Raw genomic sequence first — 15,074 nt, forward strand, 5'->3', positions numbered from 1 at the left:
AAAAGAGCAAAAAAAGGAATAAATACCAGTATTTTACGTGATAGACTGTATATATTATTATAGCTTCAAAAAGCATGATTGAGAGAATTTATGTTTCATCCAGTATCAGTATTTATAGGATTGCGATATTTAAGAGGGCGTTCTGGCGATAGATTTAGTCGTTTTATCTCTTACATGTCTACTGCGGGGATCACTATTGGGGTGCTGTCCTTAGTGACGGTATTGTCTGTGATGAATGGGTTTGAAGCCCAATTAAAAGATAGAATTCTTGGCGTATTACCTCAAGCGGTAGTATCGACTATTGATGGCCAGTTAGCCCCTTTAGAAGACGACCGTAATTACGTAGCAAGCTTGCCTCATGTTACTCAAGTAACGCCCGTAGTTCGCGGTGAAGCGATTATTCAAAGCGCAAAAGGGTTAAGTGCGGGAATGCTTGTTGGTATTGACCCAAATGAATATGACCCTATTGCTTATGAGTTAATTTCAGGCAATGTTCGTCAACTTAAAGCGGGTGAATATGGCATTTTTCTTGGGTCAAAATTGGCGCGTGAGTTGAGTGTTCGTTATGGTGATACAGTTCGCATAATGGTAACCAATGCAAGCCAATACACGCCATTAGGTCGTATTCCAAGTCAACGTAACTTTAAAGTTGTGGGTGTGTTTAGTACGGGTTCTGATGTTGATGGTCAATTAATGGTCGCGAACATTCAAGACACAGCTCGTTTGATGAAATTGAAAAAAGGCAATATTACAGGGTGGCGCTTATTCTTTGAAGACCCATTCCAAGTGACTGAGCTAGCTAAATTACAGTTAGAAAAAAATATGACGTGGAGTGATTGGCGTGATCAACGTGGTGAATTATTCCAAGCCGTAAAAATGGAAAAAAATATGATGGGCTTAATGCTTGGTCTTATTGTAGCTATCGCAGCGTTTAATATTATTTCTGCACTTATTATGGTGGTTATGGAAAAACAAGCTGAAGTCGCGATATTAAAAACACAGGGCATGACGAGTAACCAAGTTCTCTCTATCTTTATGGTTCAAGGGGCAAGCAGTGGCGTTATTGGTGCCATTGTTGGTGGCTCGTTAGGTGCATTATTTGCCAGTAATATTAATATTATTCTTTCTACACTTGGATTATCGTTATTTACTGTTGGTGGATCTTTGCCAGCACAGGTTGAACCATTACAAGTGTGCGTAGTCATTATTCTAGCAATTTTATTAAGTTTATTAGCGACCGTATTCCCATCTTATCGAGCGGCAGTCGTACAACCAGCAGAGGCATTAAGATATGAGTAATCCATTATTAGTTTGTCAGGGTATTCGTAAGGTTTACCAAGAAGGCACAATGGAAACTGAAGTGCTAAAAGGGGTTGATTTTCAAATTAATGAAAGTGAATTAGTTGCCATTGTTGGTTCATCTGGTTCTGGTAAAAGTACCTTATTGCATATTCTTGGTGCTCTTGATGAGCCTACCTCAGGTACTGTGCATTTTCAACAAAATGAATTGACGAAGTTGAATGCCAATAAGCAAGCAAAAATTAGAAATCAGCATATTGGTTTCGTGTATCAATTTCATCACCTTCTTTCTGACTTTAGCGCATTAGAAAATGTGGCAATGCCGCTGTTAATTGGCGGAGTACATAAGAAAGAAGCGATAAAGCGTGCCACCGAATTACTTGAGAAAGTCGGTCTAGCTCATCGTATTGAACACCGTCCTTCTGAACTGTCAGGTGGTGAGCGTCAGCGTGTGGCGATTGCTCGAGCGTTAGTCAATAAGCCTGCTTTAGTTCTTGCTGATGAACCAACAGGTAACTTGGATCATAAAACAGCATTGGATATTTATAATTTAATGCGTGAATTGAACCAAGAATCAGGTACTGCATTCTTAGTGGTCACACACGATAATGAATTGGCGGCGAAATTAGATAAACAACTGAGCATGCAAGATGGCCGCTTTATTACTGAAACGGTTCGCTCAACATTAAGCCAAGAGCAGGAGGCGTAATGTTTTCACCGCTTTCTCTTTTTATTGGTGGCCGTTTTGCGCGAGCTAAGCAGCGTAATAAAATGGTGTCGTTTATTTCGATTTCATCCACGCTTGGTATCGCTATTGGTGTGGCGGTGATCATCATTGGTCTTTCTGCGATGAATGGTTTTGAGCGTGAATTACAAAATCGAGTGCTTTCTGTTATCCCGCATGCTGAGCTTGAAGGGGTTAAAAACCCAGTATCAGATTGGCAGACCATGATGATCCAAGCCCAAAAACACCCAAAAGTTACAGGTGCAGCCCCTTATGTACGATTTACCGCCTTACTTGAACGAGGCAGTAAATTAAAAGCGGTTGAAGTTCGAGGTGTTGAACCTTTATTGGAAGGTGCGGTTTCTAAATTGCCTGAGTATATTGATAACAAGGCATGGAAGGCGTTTGAAGCTAACAAACAAAGCGTTATTTTAGGCAAGGGTGTTGCTGATACCTTAAATGTTAAGGTTGGTGACTGGATCACCGCGATGATCCCAGATGAAAATCCAAGTAAGCAGCTTCGCTCACCAAAACGCCAACGTTTGCAAGTGGTTGGTTTATTGTCTTTAGGTGGGCAGGTCGATCATGGTTTAGCGATTGTTCCTCTAAAAGATGCACAGCAGTACATTAATTTAGGTGACAGTGTCACAGGTGTGTCATTGCAAGTCAGCAGTGTTTTAGATGCTCAAAATATTGTCCGCGAAGTAGGGGGAACATTAACTGAATATGTCTACTTACGCAGTTGGGTGCAGAAATACGGCTACTTATATCGAGACATTCAATTAGTTCGTTCAATCATGTACCTTGTGATGGTTTTAGTCATTGGGGTTGCTTGCTTTAATATCGTATCAACTCTCATGATGGCAGTGAAAGATCGTTCTGGTGATATTGCTATTTTAAGAACCATGGGTGCCAATGACGGTTTAATTAAACGTATCTTTGTATGCCAAGGGATATTCTCAGGTGTGACAGGTAGTTTAGCAGGATCGGCACTTGGCTCATTTGTCGCACTAAACTTAACGCCTATGATTAAGGGGTTAGAATCACTGATTGGTCATCAGTTTTTATCTGGTGATATTTATTTTGTTGATTTCTTACCTTCAGAGCTAGTTTGGAGTGATGTCGCTATTGTGACAGCGACGGCGATATTTTTAAGTGCCATTGCGACGTGGTATCCAGCAAGAAAGGCAAGTCAGTTACATCCTGCAGCGGTGTTGAGCTCTAAGTAAAACTCTTTATATCAATATCAACTCTTAAATTTAGGCCATTGAAATATTCAATGGCTTTTTTATTTAATTTGAATAATAACAGGGAATAATAACAGGGAATAATGACAGACAAGAAAAACCACTTTATTATTAAGTTTATTTATAACGAAAGAATATATTCTTTAATTACTTGATTTTATGGTTTTAAGAGTTACTACTGATGAATTGTATAACACCTTATCTAGTTTTTTATTAAATATAAATTATTGAATTTGTTTTTGCACATTTAAATCTATGAACTACGCTTTTATTGTAACTAAATGATTAAGTTTATTTATTTATATAATAATGAGAGTGATCTAAATAGAGGGCGAATAATATGAGCACAGGTTCAAATAAAATGGGGTTAATGGGACTAACAACCATTGTGACTGTAAACATGATGGGCTCTGGTATTATATTACTTCCATCAAGTTTAGCTGCAACCGGAGGTATTGCTTTATTAGCATGGGGAATAACCGCAATTGGTGCACTCTGTATAGCTTATACATTTTCTAAATGTGGTATGTATTGTACTGAAGATGGCGGTATGTCAGCTTATGCGAAAAAAGCGCATGGTAAATCGAGTTTTTTTATAGCGTCGTATACTTACTATGTGTGTCTTGTTATTAGTGCAGTCGCTATTTCGGTCACTACTGTTGGTTACCTTGAGACATTTCTTCCGTGGTTAAAAGAGACACCAATACATAACTTCATTGGTGTGGTTACAATTTTAGTCGTTACATTACTTTGTAATATAAGAGGAGCAAAAATAACAGGTGCCATTTCTTCTGTGACAGTTTGGGGAGTTATCATTCCTGTATTAGGGGTCTCAATTATTGGTTGGTTTTGGTTTGATACGAAGACTTTTTCAGAAGGCTGGAACCCACATGAGATACCAACCATGTCTGCAATATCATCAGGTATTGCACTCACTCTATGGGCCTTTTTAGGTATAGAATCTGCAGGCGCTAATTCAGGAGCAGTGGAAAATCCCAAACGAAATGTACCATTAGCTTGCATGCTTGCAACTGTATTTTCTGCGATCACCTATATTGCATCAACAACGGTTATTCAAGGGATCGTTCCTAATGAATTGTTATCCAAGTCTGATGCTCCATTTGGATTAGTATTCTCGCAAATGTTCAATCCATTTATTGGTAATATTATTACAGTTTTAGCTATTATTGCCTGTCTAGGTTCACTTTTAGGTTGGCAATTTACCAATGCGCAAGTATCAAAAGCTGCCGCTGAAATCAATCTTTTCCCGAAAGTCTTTTCAGAAGTAAATAGATTTGAGGCACCAGTGAAAGGGATGCTAATTATGCTTGGATTGGAGGTAATCTTAGCAATAATGACCATATCCCCAACCTTATTGAAACAGTTTAATATTTTAGTCGATTTGGCCGTATTTATTAATATGGTGCCATATATTTTATCTTTGACTGCTTTAGGCGTTATTCTCCGTCAAAGTAATGTTGAATCTAAAGAATATAACGTCAGTATTTTCCTAGGAACTATTGCGGTGGTTTATAGCATTTATGGCGCTTACGCGACCGGAACTGAAGCTGTTTATTATGGTGTCATTATTGCACTATTCGGATACTTATTTTATGGGTTTATTGCAAGTCGAGATCAATTGGTAGAGCAAGAAAAAAATATGAATTAATACATTAAGATTGCGTTAAAAATCAAATTTTCTCTAAGACGAAGGAAGAAAAGCATGAAGAACTATGGAAAACAGAAAAGGGTATTAATATTTAATGATTCAATTGAAGGGGGAGTCATTCAAAGTGCATTAAATCGCCTACTTGAGGAATTTAATAATGAAGGGGTACACGTCACTGTCGCTTCTTCATTTGATGATTGTTATTCAATATTGAATGCAAATATCGCTGTGGATTGTTTAATGCTAGCGTCAAGAATGACAGGACATCAGCAAGAAGAGAATGAGCATTTTTTCCAACTTATTGATAAGTTAAATCAACGTCAAGAAGGCGTACCTGTTTTTTTATTAGCAGAGAGAAAAAAGATCACGCTAACGGTCAGCCGTGAATTAATGTCACGTGTGGATGAGTTTGCTTGGATTCTTGAAGATACAGCAGATTTTATTGTCGGACGATCTATAGCAGCGATGGAGCGTTATAGAGAACAGCTACTCCCGCCATTAATGGCAGCAATGATGAAATATGATGATGTTCATGAATATTCATGGGCAGCACCAGGTCACCAAGGCGGAATAGGTTTTACTAAGACACCTGCGGGCCAGCGTTTTTATCATTATTATGGCGAAGGACTATTTCGTTCTGATATGGGGATAGAGCGAGGGTCGTTAGGGTCACTTCTCGATCATACTGGGTATTTTGGAGACAGCGAAGCATTTGCAGCAGAAGTATTTGGTGCTAATAAATCTTATTCATTAGTTACTGGAACCTCTGGTGCTAATCGAACCATTATGCAAATTTGTATGAAGGAAAATAGTCTGGCAATTTGTGACCGAAACTGTCATAAATCAATAGAACAAGGTTTGATGCTTTCCGGTGCTCTTCCTATTTATTTGCTCCCTACACGGAATCGATATGGAATTATTGGCCCTATCTATCCAGAACAAATGGAACAGGCAGCAATAAAGGCGCGGGCAAAAGAAAGTCGATTAACGAAAGTTCATGCAGACCAAGAACCTGTCTACGCAGTTATAACGAATTGTACTTATGATGGGCTGTGCTATAACGCTAAACGTGTACAAGAAATATTAGGAAAAAGCAGTAACCGACTTCATTTTGACGAAGCTTGGTATGGTTACGCTCGTTTTAATCCTATCTATGAAAATCATTTTGCAATGCGAGGTGAGCCTGTTGAGTCAGATAATGCACCAACGGTTTTTGCTACCCATTCTACGCATAAATTATTAAATGGTTTATCTCAAGCATCATGGATTCATGTGCGTCATGGCAAGGATGCTATTGATTTCCAACGCTTCAACCAAGCTTATATGATGCATGCTACGACCTCTCCTTTGTATGCAATAAGTGCATCGAATGATATTGCTGTGTCGCAAATGGCTGGAAATAAAGGTTACTCATTAACTCAAGAAGTGATTAGAGAAGCCGTTGATTATCGCCAAGCTATGGGGCGATTATTTCGAGAATTCGAAGCTGATAACGATTGGTTTTTTAAACCGTGGAATGCCGAAACTATTGTTGATCCTGAAACAGGAAAAGACATTCCATTTGAAATCGCCGATCCTAATTTACTTGCAGAAACACAAGATTTTTGGAAGATGAAGCCTGGGGATAAATGGCACGGATTTGATGATATTGCAAATGATTGGTGTATGTTAGACCCTATTAAAGTCAGTATATTAGCTCCGGGTATGGGAGATGATGGCCATTTATTAGAGACTGGTGTTCCTGCTGCGATAGTTACTCAATACTTAACACGATTTGGTATAGTCCCAACGAGAACCACTGATTTTCAAATCATGTTTTTGTTTTCGATGGGTATTACAAAAGGCAAGTGGGCAACACTTGTTAATACATTGTTGAGCTTTAAGAGGCATTATGATAGCAATACTGCGTTAAAGTCAGTGCTGCCTGAATTAGTTGCTGAACATCCAGAAACTTACGCGCATATGGGAATAAAAGATTTAGGCGAAAAAATGTTCTCTTATCTTAAACAACATACACCATCAGATAAACTGAATGCTGCATATTCAACATTACCTGAGGCGATAATCACTCCGAGGGCAGCATTCGAGGCAATTGTTGATAATAATATTGAGATGGTTGCCTCTTCAAAGTTAGAAAATAGAGTAGCAGCGAATGCGGTTATTCCATATCCACCAGGAATACCGATGTTAATGTCAGGTGAAAGTTTTGGTGGCAGTGATAGCCCTCAAATAGGTTATCTTAGAAGTTTAGAGGTTTGGGATAAAGAGTTCCCAGGATTTGAACATGAGACAGAAGGAACAGAAGTAAAAGATGGCCAATATTACGTTATGTGTTTAAAAAAATAGCACTGTCTTTTTATAAAAAAAACCACTAACATATTATAAATTAGTGGTTTTTTTATTCACAAGGGCATTACTTCTTAAAGTTGTAGACTTTATTGATTGATTTGTTTTAACAATTGATTCAATAGCTAAAACTAACTAGTAATTCATTGTTTTTTTTTCTATTATACGCGCATACTTTACTGTGTATCGGATAGAGAAATAATGACAATTTCGGACAACAATACCATCGTAATTTTTGGAGCTTCGGGAGATCTTACTTTCCGCAAGCTTATTCCTGCTTTGTATCATCTGTACGCGAGTAATCAACTTTCAGAATCTTTTTCAATCCTAGGCGTTAGCCGCTCTCAATATGACGATGAGTCGTATCGTGAAAAGATGAAAAAATCACTGCTAGAGATGGAAAAAACAGATCCAGAAACGCTTATTGCATTTTGTGAGCATTTACATTACCAAGCGGTAAATACGTCAGATGTTGATGATTATAGTAAACTGGCTGTTAAGTTAGACCTGTTGGCTGACAAGTACCAACTTGAGCAACAGAATACGCTTTTCTATCTAGCAACTCCGCCAAGCCTTTACGGTGTTATTCCAGCTTGCTTAGCGACTCATGGCCTTAACGATGAATCTAATGGCTGGAAGCGTCTGATTATTGAAAAACCATTCGGGTATGATCTTGAATCAGCTCAAAGTCTTGATAAAGAAATTCATAACCATTTTCAAGAACACCAAATTTACCGCATTGACCATTATCTAGGTAAAGAAACCGTTCAAAACCTACTTGTTCTTCGTTTTTCAAATGCGATGTTTGAACCGTTATGGAACCGTAATTTTATTGATTATGTTGAAATCACTGGTGCAGAATTCCTTGGTGTTGAAGAACGTGGTGGCTATTACGATGGTTCGGGTGCTGTTCGTGATATGTTCCAGAACCATTTGCTGCAAGTATTAGCAATGGTAGGCATGGAACCACCGGCTCAAATTAACGCCGATTCGATTCGTGATGAAGTTGTTAAAGTTCTTCAATGTCTTAAACCGCTTGAAGAAGATGATTTGCGTAAAAACCTTGTGTTAGGTCAATATACGGCATCTGATGTACGTGGCCAGCAGTTAGCCGGTTACCGTGAAGAACATGGCGTTGCCGATGATTCTCGAACAGAAACTTACATCGGTTTAAAAGCTTATATCAATAATTGGCGTTGGAATGGTGTTCCTTTCTATGTTCGTACTGGTAAGCGTTTACCGACTCGAGTAACAGAGATTGTTATTCACTTTAAACAAACACCACATCCAGTTTTTGGTCAGAATGCACCTGAAAATAAATTAATTATCCGTATTCAACCAGATGAAGGCATTCAGATGAGCTTTGGCTTAAAAGAACCTGGTGCTGGATTTAAGGCAAAAGAAGTTAAGATGAACTTCTCATACGCTGATTTGCAAGAAACTCAAATGCTTACTGCGTATGAACGTCTATTGCTAGATGCATTAAATGGCGACGCAACGTTATTTGCTCGTACTGATGCAGTGGAAGCGTGTTGGAAATATGTTCAACCGATTTTAGACTTTAAACAAGATCCTCAATCTTTGTTTGGATATGCCTGTGGTACTTGGGGACCACAAGAAGCGGATGAGCTTTTACAAAGAGATGATCGTGCATGGCGTTTCCCATGCAAAAATTTAACAGACACGGATTACTGCGAATTATGATCAATCACAAAATTTTTGCTACACCAGAGCTAGTTGTTGAAAACTTAGCAAATGAAATGAAAGCGTATAGTGAGCAGGGTAAAGCTGTACATATTTCACTTTCTGGCGGAAGTACGCCTAAAATGCTTTTCAAATTGTTATCGCAAGCACCATATGCAGAAGGCATACAATGGAATAACCTACACTTTTGGTGGGGTGATGAGCGTTGTGTTGCCCCTGATGACGTGGAGAGTAATTTTGGTGAAGCTAATACATTACTTTTCACTAAAGTAAATTTACCAGCAGAAAACATCCACCGCATCCGTGGTGAAGATGAACCAAAAGCAGAAGCAGAGCGTTTTGCAAAAGAGATGGCAGATGTCATCCCAACTGAAAACGGTACTCCAGTATTCGATTGGATCCTGTTAGGTGTTGGTGCAGATGGTCACACAGCTTCACTATTCCCAGGTGCAACAGACTACCAAGATGAGAACTTATCTGTATTAGCTTCTCACCCAGAGTCTGGCCAAATCCGTGTTTCTAAAACAGCAAAAGTTTTAGAGGCAGCAAAACGAATTAGTTACCTAGTTCTTGGTACAGGTAAGGTTGAAATCGTTAAAGAAATTCATACAACTCCAGCTTCAGAGTTGCCTTACCCGGCAGCGAAAATCCAGTCTAAGACTGGTGAAACAGAGTGGTTCCTAGATTCAAATGCAGCAAGTGCTATCGCGTAATCGCAGATAGCCGCAAGGAGATAAAATAATGAAAGGTGATATCGGTGTAATCGGCCTAGCAGTAATGGGTCAGAACCTTATCCTAAATATGAACGACCACGGCTTCAAAGTTGTGGCTCATAACCGTACTGCTGCTAAAGTAGACGAGTTTCTAGAAGGTCCAGCTAAAGGCACTAACATTGTTGGTGCTTACTCTCTAGAAGAGCTAGTTGAAAAACTAGAAGCACCTCGTAAAGTAATGCTTATGGTACGTGCTGGTGATGTTGTCGATACGTTCATCGACAAGCTTGTACCTCTTCTAGACAAAGGCGACATCATCATTGATGGTGGTAACACTAACTTCCCAGATACAAACCGTCGTGTTTCTGCTCTTCGCGAGAAAGGCATTCACTTTATCGGTACGGGTGTTTCTGGTGGTGAAGAAGGCGCTCGTTTCGGTCCTTCTATCATGCCGGGTGGTTCTCCTGAAGCTTGGGAAGCAGTTAAGCCTATCTTCCAAGGAATCTCTGCGAAAACTGACGCGGGTGAGCCTTGTTGTGATTGGGTTGGTAACGACGGTGCTGGTCACTTCGTTAAGATGGTTCACAATGGCATCGAATACGGTGACATGCAGCTTATCACTGAAGCATACCAGTTCATGAAAGATGGCCTAGGTATGAACCACGACGAAATGCAGGCTGTATTTACAGAGTGGAACAAAACTGAACTAGACAGTTACCTAGTAGAAATCACAGCTGACATCCTTGGCTACAAAGATGAAGACGGTGAAGCATTAGTTGAGAAGATCCTAGACACTGCAGGCCAAAAAGGTACAGGCAAATGGACAGGTATCAATGCACTAGACATGGGTATCCCATTGACGCTAATTACTGAATCTGTATTTTCTCGTTGCCTATCTGCACTTAAAGATCAACGTGTTGAAGCTGAGAAACTGTTCGGCAAGACTGTTGCGCCAATTGAAGGTGATAAGCAAGAGTGGGTTGATGCTGTTCGTCAGGCTCTACTTGCTTCTAAGATCATATCTTACGCTCAAGGTTTCATGCTAATGCGTGAAGCGTCGAACGAAAACGGTTGGGATCTTAACTACGGTAACGTTGCTCTAATGTGGCGTGGTGGTTGTATCATCCGTTCTGCATTCCTAGGTAACATTCGTGATGCTTATGAAGCAAACCCAGAGATTGCATTCTTAGGTTCAGATGCTTACTTTAAAGGTATCCTAGACAACTGTATGGGCGCATGGCGTAAAGTTGCAGCTAAGTCTATGGAATCTGGCATCCCAATGCCATGTATGACTTCTGCACTTACGTTCCTAGATGGCTACACTACAGCGCGTCTTCCTGCAAACCTTCTTCAAGCTCAACGCGATTACTTCGGTGCTCACACTTATGAGCGTACTGACCGTCCACGTGGTGAATTCTTCCACACAAACTGGACTGGTACAGGCGGTAATACGGCATCAACAACTTACGACGTATAATAGCTATATATTAGTAGTTATTGATATCTAATAAAAAGCCCTTAACAATAATAAGTTAAGGGCTTTTTTGTATGTGTTATTTGTATTATGCCTAAGTAGAATAATTTAAATAATACGTTTACGTCGGTATCTTTTTACACAATAGCCGCTAACAAAGCTACCTACAGCAATCGCTAAAGTAATTACTGGGGCAGCCATTAAAGCCATCGTGATGTATTTCGACAATTTCTCTGGTAAAAATGAAAGGGAGTAACCAAAACCAGTTAATAATAAAATCCAAATGATAGCACTCATCCATGCGAAATAATGGAAGCGAGATGCTTTTTTCATTCTTAAGCCCATCATTAAAGGTAGAAGAGGGCGTACAACAGGAATAAAACGAGCCACAAACAACGCAATCAAACCATGTTTAGCCAGCAAGGAATCTACAGTTTGTAATCGGTGAGGTGGAACCGCATTGATCCACTTTTGAATCATTGGAAATTTATGTAACCAACGACCTTGAATAAATGCAAGTTGGCTTCCTATCGCTGCTGCCATAATTAAACCTGCAACAATAACAGGATAGCTAATAACATTTGCTGCCGCTAGCGAGCCAGCAAGGATTACAACACTATCACAAGGAAGAGGTGCTGCAGGTATGAATGCGCTTTCTAACCAAATAAATAAAATTAAACAAAAATAAATCATCGTCATACTTGCTGGATTTTGTAGTACGGTGAAGTCTTGTTGCCAAAGAGCCGTTAAAATCGAAACAAATGAGTCAAACATCGCCATTCTCCAGACGAAATTCAAGTAGTTAACTTGTTGAATAAGATACATGAGAATAAGGTAAGTGATTGATAAAGTCACTATAAAAATTCACTGTCATAAAAACTTCATAAAACTGTGCTTTAAGGTATTTTTTGCTTAAGAAATAAATGAAAAATCAGGTGTTATATAAATATTATTATCTTTTCTAAGGGGGGGAGTGATAAATAGAGCGATAAAATTATAAATCATGAATTAAAATAGTTATTAATTAAGTAATAAGGTTGTAGTTAATTATAATTCAAGTGGTGCTAATGTAATAAATAAAAATTATGTTACTTTATTTAAAAATATATATTTTGTTACTTGTTGAGGTGCGCCCTAACTTATTGTTTTCTATGTGGTTTATTGAGTTTTCTGATTATTTAGATTATGTTGTAAGATAAACGTTTGTTATAATTTGCTTGGTTTTTGGATTGATGTATATTTCTGGTGAAATCTAATTCTCACCAATTATACCTATAACTTATGGGAGAATTTTATTTCTTAATTGCTTACTTTCAATAGGTAAATGATTGAAATTAAGCTTTGAACTATTATTTTTATGACTTATTTGGTATTTATTATGAATAAAATACACCTTGCTGCTTTAATTTTTGGTTTGTTTTCAGCTTCATCTTTAGCAAATATGACGCCTTATGTAGGTGTTAATTTAGGTATAGGAGGCATAGAGGCTCCTGATGCTGATATCGATGGAATGAACTATTCGCAAGAGTCTGGGAAGTTTGCTTGGGGGCTTAATTCGGGGGTTTTATTTAATACTGAAATGAATAATAAATTTCAGTATGGCGCTGAAGTTAGCTACTCATCATATGCAACAAATGAAACAAAAATTGAAAATCTAAGATTTGACTATGATGGCTATAACGTCGCAGCTTTAGGTGTGACTAAATATAACTTTAATAAAAAATGGAGTATATTTGGAAAGGCGGGTGCAGCTTATACTGTTCAAGAACTTTCAAGCAATGCTAGTATTTTTAATAAAAAAGAATCAAAAGTGTTACCAAAAATAGCATTAGGAGGGTCATATAATGTGACTGATAATATGGCACTTAATGTAAGTTTTGAACATATTTTTGGTGATGATCTTGCTGAATTCACTACTAAAGCAAACCGTTATCAATTATCAGACTATACCAATGTTGGTTCTGTGACAACGATGCATATCGGTGCTAGTTATTCATTTTAGCATTTAAGTAATGAATTATATGTTGTAATCCATACGTAGCAATATGTCGTTTATTTATGCCCTCCTTAAAGTAGAGGAGGGCATTATTAAAACAGCACTTGTTGGTTTTGTGATCGTTAAGTATGGAATTTGTAATATTCAATTAAATAACTAAATATCATAATTGCTCATCCTTTAGCCATTAATGGGTGAGTAGTAACATACAGTGTAACTTTTAATCTTTATTGTTATATCTATGTATTTGTTTTGTATTGCATATGTGGCTGGTTCTTTGTTGTTCCAATTGTGTTAACTTAGCCAAGTATAAGATATTGACATTAAAGGGAAATAGGTATATTTATAATCATTATTGATGAGGTACTTATTAAGTAAGGTTTTTATGCTTTTTAAACTTAATGAAATCTATTGGAATCCAAAAACTAAAAAACTGTATAATTCATTAGAAGATGCAAGAAATGATTTAAATGAATACGGCTCAACTACTCCTTTAGTATCAGATATACTTAATTTATTAATTAAGGAATACCCTTTAGTTTGTAATAATGAGCATATTAAAAATATACTTTGGGGTACTCAGTGGATATCTAATGAAAGCATACCACAATTAATAAAACGAACTAGAGTTGCAATTAGAGATTCAGAAAGAGAAGTTATTGAAAATGTAAAAGGAACGGGATATAAAATTAATAACTTGCAATCTATTGATTATAAAGAAAAAAAACCAGGCGTTGAAGATGAAATAATAAAAGATAATGTAGAAGAAGTTAAGTTGAAACCTGATGGAAATATCAAACAAAAACAACTAGCAATATTTTTATTTTCAATTTTTGCATTTGTTTTTTCGATGACATCACTAATTTATTGCATTAAGAAACATGTTTTTTATGAGTTGGTCCCTTTAAGTGAAATAGTCGAAGTGAAAGGTTTTGATTTTGTTAAATTATCAGATAATAAGTACATTTTGAAAACAAAAAATCAGGAATGTGAACTCAATCTGACTAAAAAAATAGCTCGATGTAAAGTATGAGAAATAAAATATCAAAAATATTATTATTAATATCTGCAATAAACTTTCTAATTATAATAGTTTGGCATAATGTTTATAGGGTTGATCTTAGTGGAACTATTACTATAAATGATTATGTTAAGTACACTAGATATATAAAGTATTTAGATTCAGTAGAAATTTTAACGACGTATTCGAGTGATGACAGCTCTGTTGCTATAAGCAGTGACACAAGTGAGTTCGTTGTTAATTATGACTTATCTCAGGGACAAGTTTATGCCCATGATGGTAGTAATTACTACATATTAAACATATATTCATTAGGTGACTCTTGCTTTGTTACTTTACCCGCAGGAAGTAAAATTTTAAAGAAAATTGGATTTTTTTGTACTCGCAGCAATTAAAGTGAATAATTAATTAGTAATTTTTACATATAACCTGTTAATAAAGTTTAATTTATAAAAAATATAATTGTCTATAATTTGTCTTTTGAAAAATTTAATGTAAATTCTCCCCAGTATCGATGCGCTAAATTCATAGCTAGCATTACTGTGTAATTATACTTTTTTTTCAGGGTATTTTCTTGATTTCTAAATGTTCGTTTTTATATCAACCAAAGGTTCAACATGGGAATGTGATTGGCGCAGAAGCGTTACTAAGGATCCCTGGCGTATCAAACATAGAAAACTATATTTCATTAATTACTAATAAACCCTTGTTTGATTACTCTGTTATAAAGAAAGTGCTATTGGAAAGACATTCGTACTATGAATACCTTGGCATAAGCTTCCCAGTATCAATAAATATTTCAATTCAAAGTTTAGAATCTGACTTCTTTTTTGAAAAAGTATCTAAACTTTTAGTGAACGAATCTGATATTACTTTCGAAA

At 37.2% G+C, this 15,074-nt stretch carries 13 protein-coding genes; 12 read left to right on the plus strand and 1 reads right to left on the minus strand.

What is annotated here, in order from left to right; all coding sequences use genetic code 11:
* The first annotated feature begins 90 nt into the window (after positions 1-90).
* From lolC to gnd, 8 genes are all read left to right on the plus strand, one after another.
* On the plus strand, positions 91-1,299 hold the full coding sequence (gene lolC / locus PVK71_RS16800) for a lipoprotein-releasing ABC transporter permease subunit LolC (protein ID WP_274420245.1): 1,209 nt from the start codon (positions 91-93) through the stop codon (positions 1,297-1,299).
* A complete protein-coding gene (lolD, locus tag PVK71_RS16805) occupies positions 1,292-2,008 on the plus strand; it encodes a lipoprotein-releasing ABC transporter ATP-binding protein LolD (RefSeq protein WP_274420247.1) in 717 nt (238 codons plus the stop codon). The genes lolC and lolD overlap by 8 nt, the downstream gene beginning before the upstream one ends.
* Positions 2,008-3,252 (plus strand): lipoprotein-releasing ABC transporter permease subunit LolE, encoded by a 1,245-nt coding sequence (lolE, locus tag PVK71_RS16810; protein WP_274420249.1) that lies wholly within the window; start codon positions 2,008-2,010, stop codon positions 3,250-3,252. Before lolD ends, lolE begins: the two co-directional genes overlap by 1 nt.
* 358 nt (positions 3,253-3,610) lie before the next feature.
* Positions 3,611-4,939 carry a putrescine-ornithine antiporter gene (potE, locus tag PVK71_RS16815; protein ID WP_274420251.1) on the plus strand — a complete coding sequence of 443 codons (1,329 nt, stop codon included), beginning with the start codon at positions 3,611-3,613 and terminating at the stop codon, positions 4,937-4,939.
* A 54-nt stretch (positions 4,940-4,993) separates the two neighbouring features.
* Positions 4,994-7,285 carry an arginine decarboxylase gene (adiA, locus tag PVK71_RS16820; protein ID WP_274420253.1) on the plus strand — a complete coding sequence of 764 codons (2,292 nt, stop codon included), beginning with the start codon at positions 4,994-4,996 and terminating at the stop codon, positions 7,283-7,285.
* A 201-nt stretch (positions 7,286-7,486) separates the two neighbouring features.
* Positions 7,487-8,989: a glucose-6-phosphate dehydrogenase gene (gene zwf, locus PVK71_RS16825; RefSeq protein ID WP_274420255.1), complete on the plus strand. Its 1,503-nt coding sequence runs from the start codon at positions 7,487-7,489 to the stop codon at positions 8,987-8,989.
* A complete protein-coding gene (gene pgl / locus PVK71_RS16830; protein WP_274420271.1) occupies positions 8,986-9,702 on the plus strand; it encodes a 6-phosphogluconolactonase in 717 nt (238 codons plus the stop codon). Before zwf ends, pgl begins: the two co-directional genes overlap by 4 nt.
* Before the next feature lie 28 nt (positions 9,703-9,730).
* Positions 9,731-11,179 (plus strand): decarboxylating NADP(+)-dependent phosphogluconate dehydrogenase, encoded by a 1,449-nt coding sequence (gene gnd, locus PVK71_RS16835; RefSeq protein WP_274420257.1) that lies wholly within the window; start codon positions 9,731-9,733, stop codon positions 11,177-11,179.
* A 105-nt stretch (positions 11,180-11,284) separates the two neighbouring features.
* Here the strand turns inward: gnd and PVK71_RS16840 are convergent, their stop codons facing one another.
* Complete coding sequence (locus PVK71_RS16840) at positions 11,285-11,950, minus strand: DedA family protein (RefSeq protein WP_274420260.1); 666 nt, start codon at positions 11,948-11,950, stop codon at positions 11,285-11,287.
* 604 nt (positions 11,951-12,554) lie between these two features.
* On the opposite strand from PVK71_RS16840, the gene PVK71_RS16845 reads away from it, so the two are divergent.
* The 4 genes from PVK71_RS16845 to PVK71_RS16860 all read left to right on the plus strand — a co-directional run.
* Positions 12,555-13,178: an outer membrane protein gene (locus tag PVK71_RS16845; protein ID WP_274420263.1), complete on the plus strand. Its 624-nt coding sequence runs from the start codon at positions 12,555-12,557 to the stop codon at positions 13,176-13,178.
* Positions 13,179-13,557: 379 nt separating this feature from the next.
* Positions 13,558-14,205 carry a winged helix-turn-helix domain-containing protein gene (locus PVK71_RS16850; protein ID WP_274420265.1) on the plus strand — a complete coding sequence of 216 codons (648 nt, stop codon included), beginning with the start codon at positions 13,558-13,560 and terminating at the stop codon, positions 14,203-14,205.
* Positions 14,202-14,588 (plus strand): TcpH protein, encoded by a 387-nt coding sequence (locus tag PVK71_RS16855; RefSeq protein ID WP_274421864.1) that lies wholly within the window; start codon positions 14,202-14,204, stop codon positions 14,586-14,588. The genes PVK71_RS16850 and PVK71_RS16855 overlap by 4 nt, the downstream gene beginning before the upstream one ends.
* A 179-nt stretch (positions 14,589-14,767) precedes the next feature.
* A partial coding sequence (locus PVK71_RS16860; protein WP_274420267.1) for an EAL domain-containing protein occupies positions 14,768-15,074 on the plus strand: 307 nt, incomplete at its 3' end.

The organism is Aliivibrio sp. S4MY1 (assembly GCF_028765545.1).
Lineage (GTDB): Bacteria > Pseudomonadota > Gammaproteobacteria > Enterobacterales > Vibrionaceae > Aliivibrio.

Excerpts from the sequence above, each read along its gene's own strand:
- PVK71_RS16845 (WP_274420263.1), top strand. The coding sequence starts at position 12,555 with ATGAATAAAATACACCTTGCTGCTTTAATTTTTGGTTTGTTTTCAGCT.
- potE (WP_274420251.1), top strand. The coding sequence starts at position 3,611 with ATGAGCACAGGTTCAAATAAAATGGGGTTAATGGGACTAACAACCATT.
- adiA (WP_274420253.1), top strand. The coding sequence starts at position 4,994 with ATGAAGAACTATGGAAAACAGAAAAGGGTATTAATATTTAATGATTCA.
- PVK71_RS16855 (WP_274421864.1), top strand. The coding sequence starts at position 14,202 with ATGAGAAATAAAATATCAAAAATATTATTATTAATATCTGCAATAAAC.
- lolC (WP_274420245.1), top strand. The coding sequence starts at position 91 with ATGTTTCATCCAGTATCAGTATTTATAGGATTGCGATATTTAAGAGGG.
- gnd (WP_274420257.1), top strand. The coding sequence starts at position 9,731 with ATGAAAGGTGATATCGGTGTAATCGGCCTAGCAGTAATGGGTCAGAAC.
- lolD (WP_274420247.1), top strand. The coding sequence starts at position 1,292 with ATGAGTAATCCATTATTAGTTTGTCAGGGTATTCGTAAGGTTTACCAA.
- zwf (WP_274420255.1), top strand. The coding sequence starts at position 7,487 with ATGACAATTTCGGACAACAATACCATCGTAATTTTTGGAGCTTCGGGA.
- pgl (WP_274420271.1), top strand. The coding sequence starts at position 8,986 with ATGATCAATCACAAAATTTTTGCTACACCAGAGCTAGTTGTTGAAAAC.
- lolE (WP_274420249.1), top strand. The coding sequence starts at position 2,008 with ATGTTTTCACCGCTTTCTCTTTTTATTGGTGGCCGTTTTGCGCGAGCT.
- PVK71_RS16850 (WP_274420265.1), top strand. The coding sequence starts at position 13,558 with ATGCTTTTTAAACTTAATGAAATCTATTGGAATCCAAAAACTAAAAAA.
- PVK71_RS16840 (WP_274420260.1), bottom strand. The coding sequence starts at position 11,950 with ATGTTTGACTCATTTGTTTCGATTTTAACGGCTCTTTGGCAACAAGAC.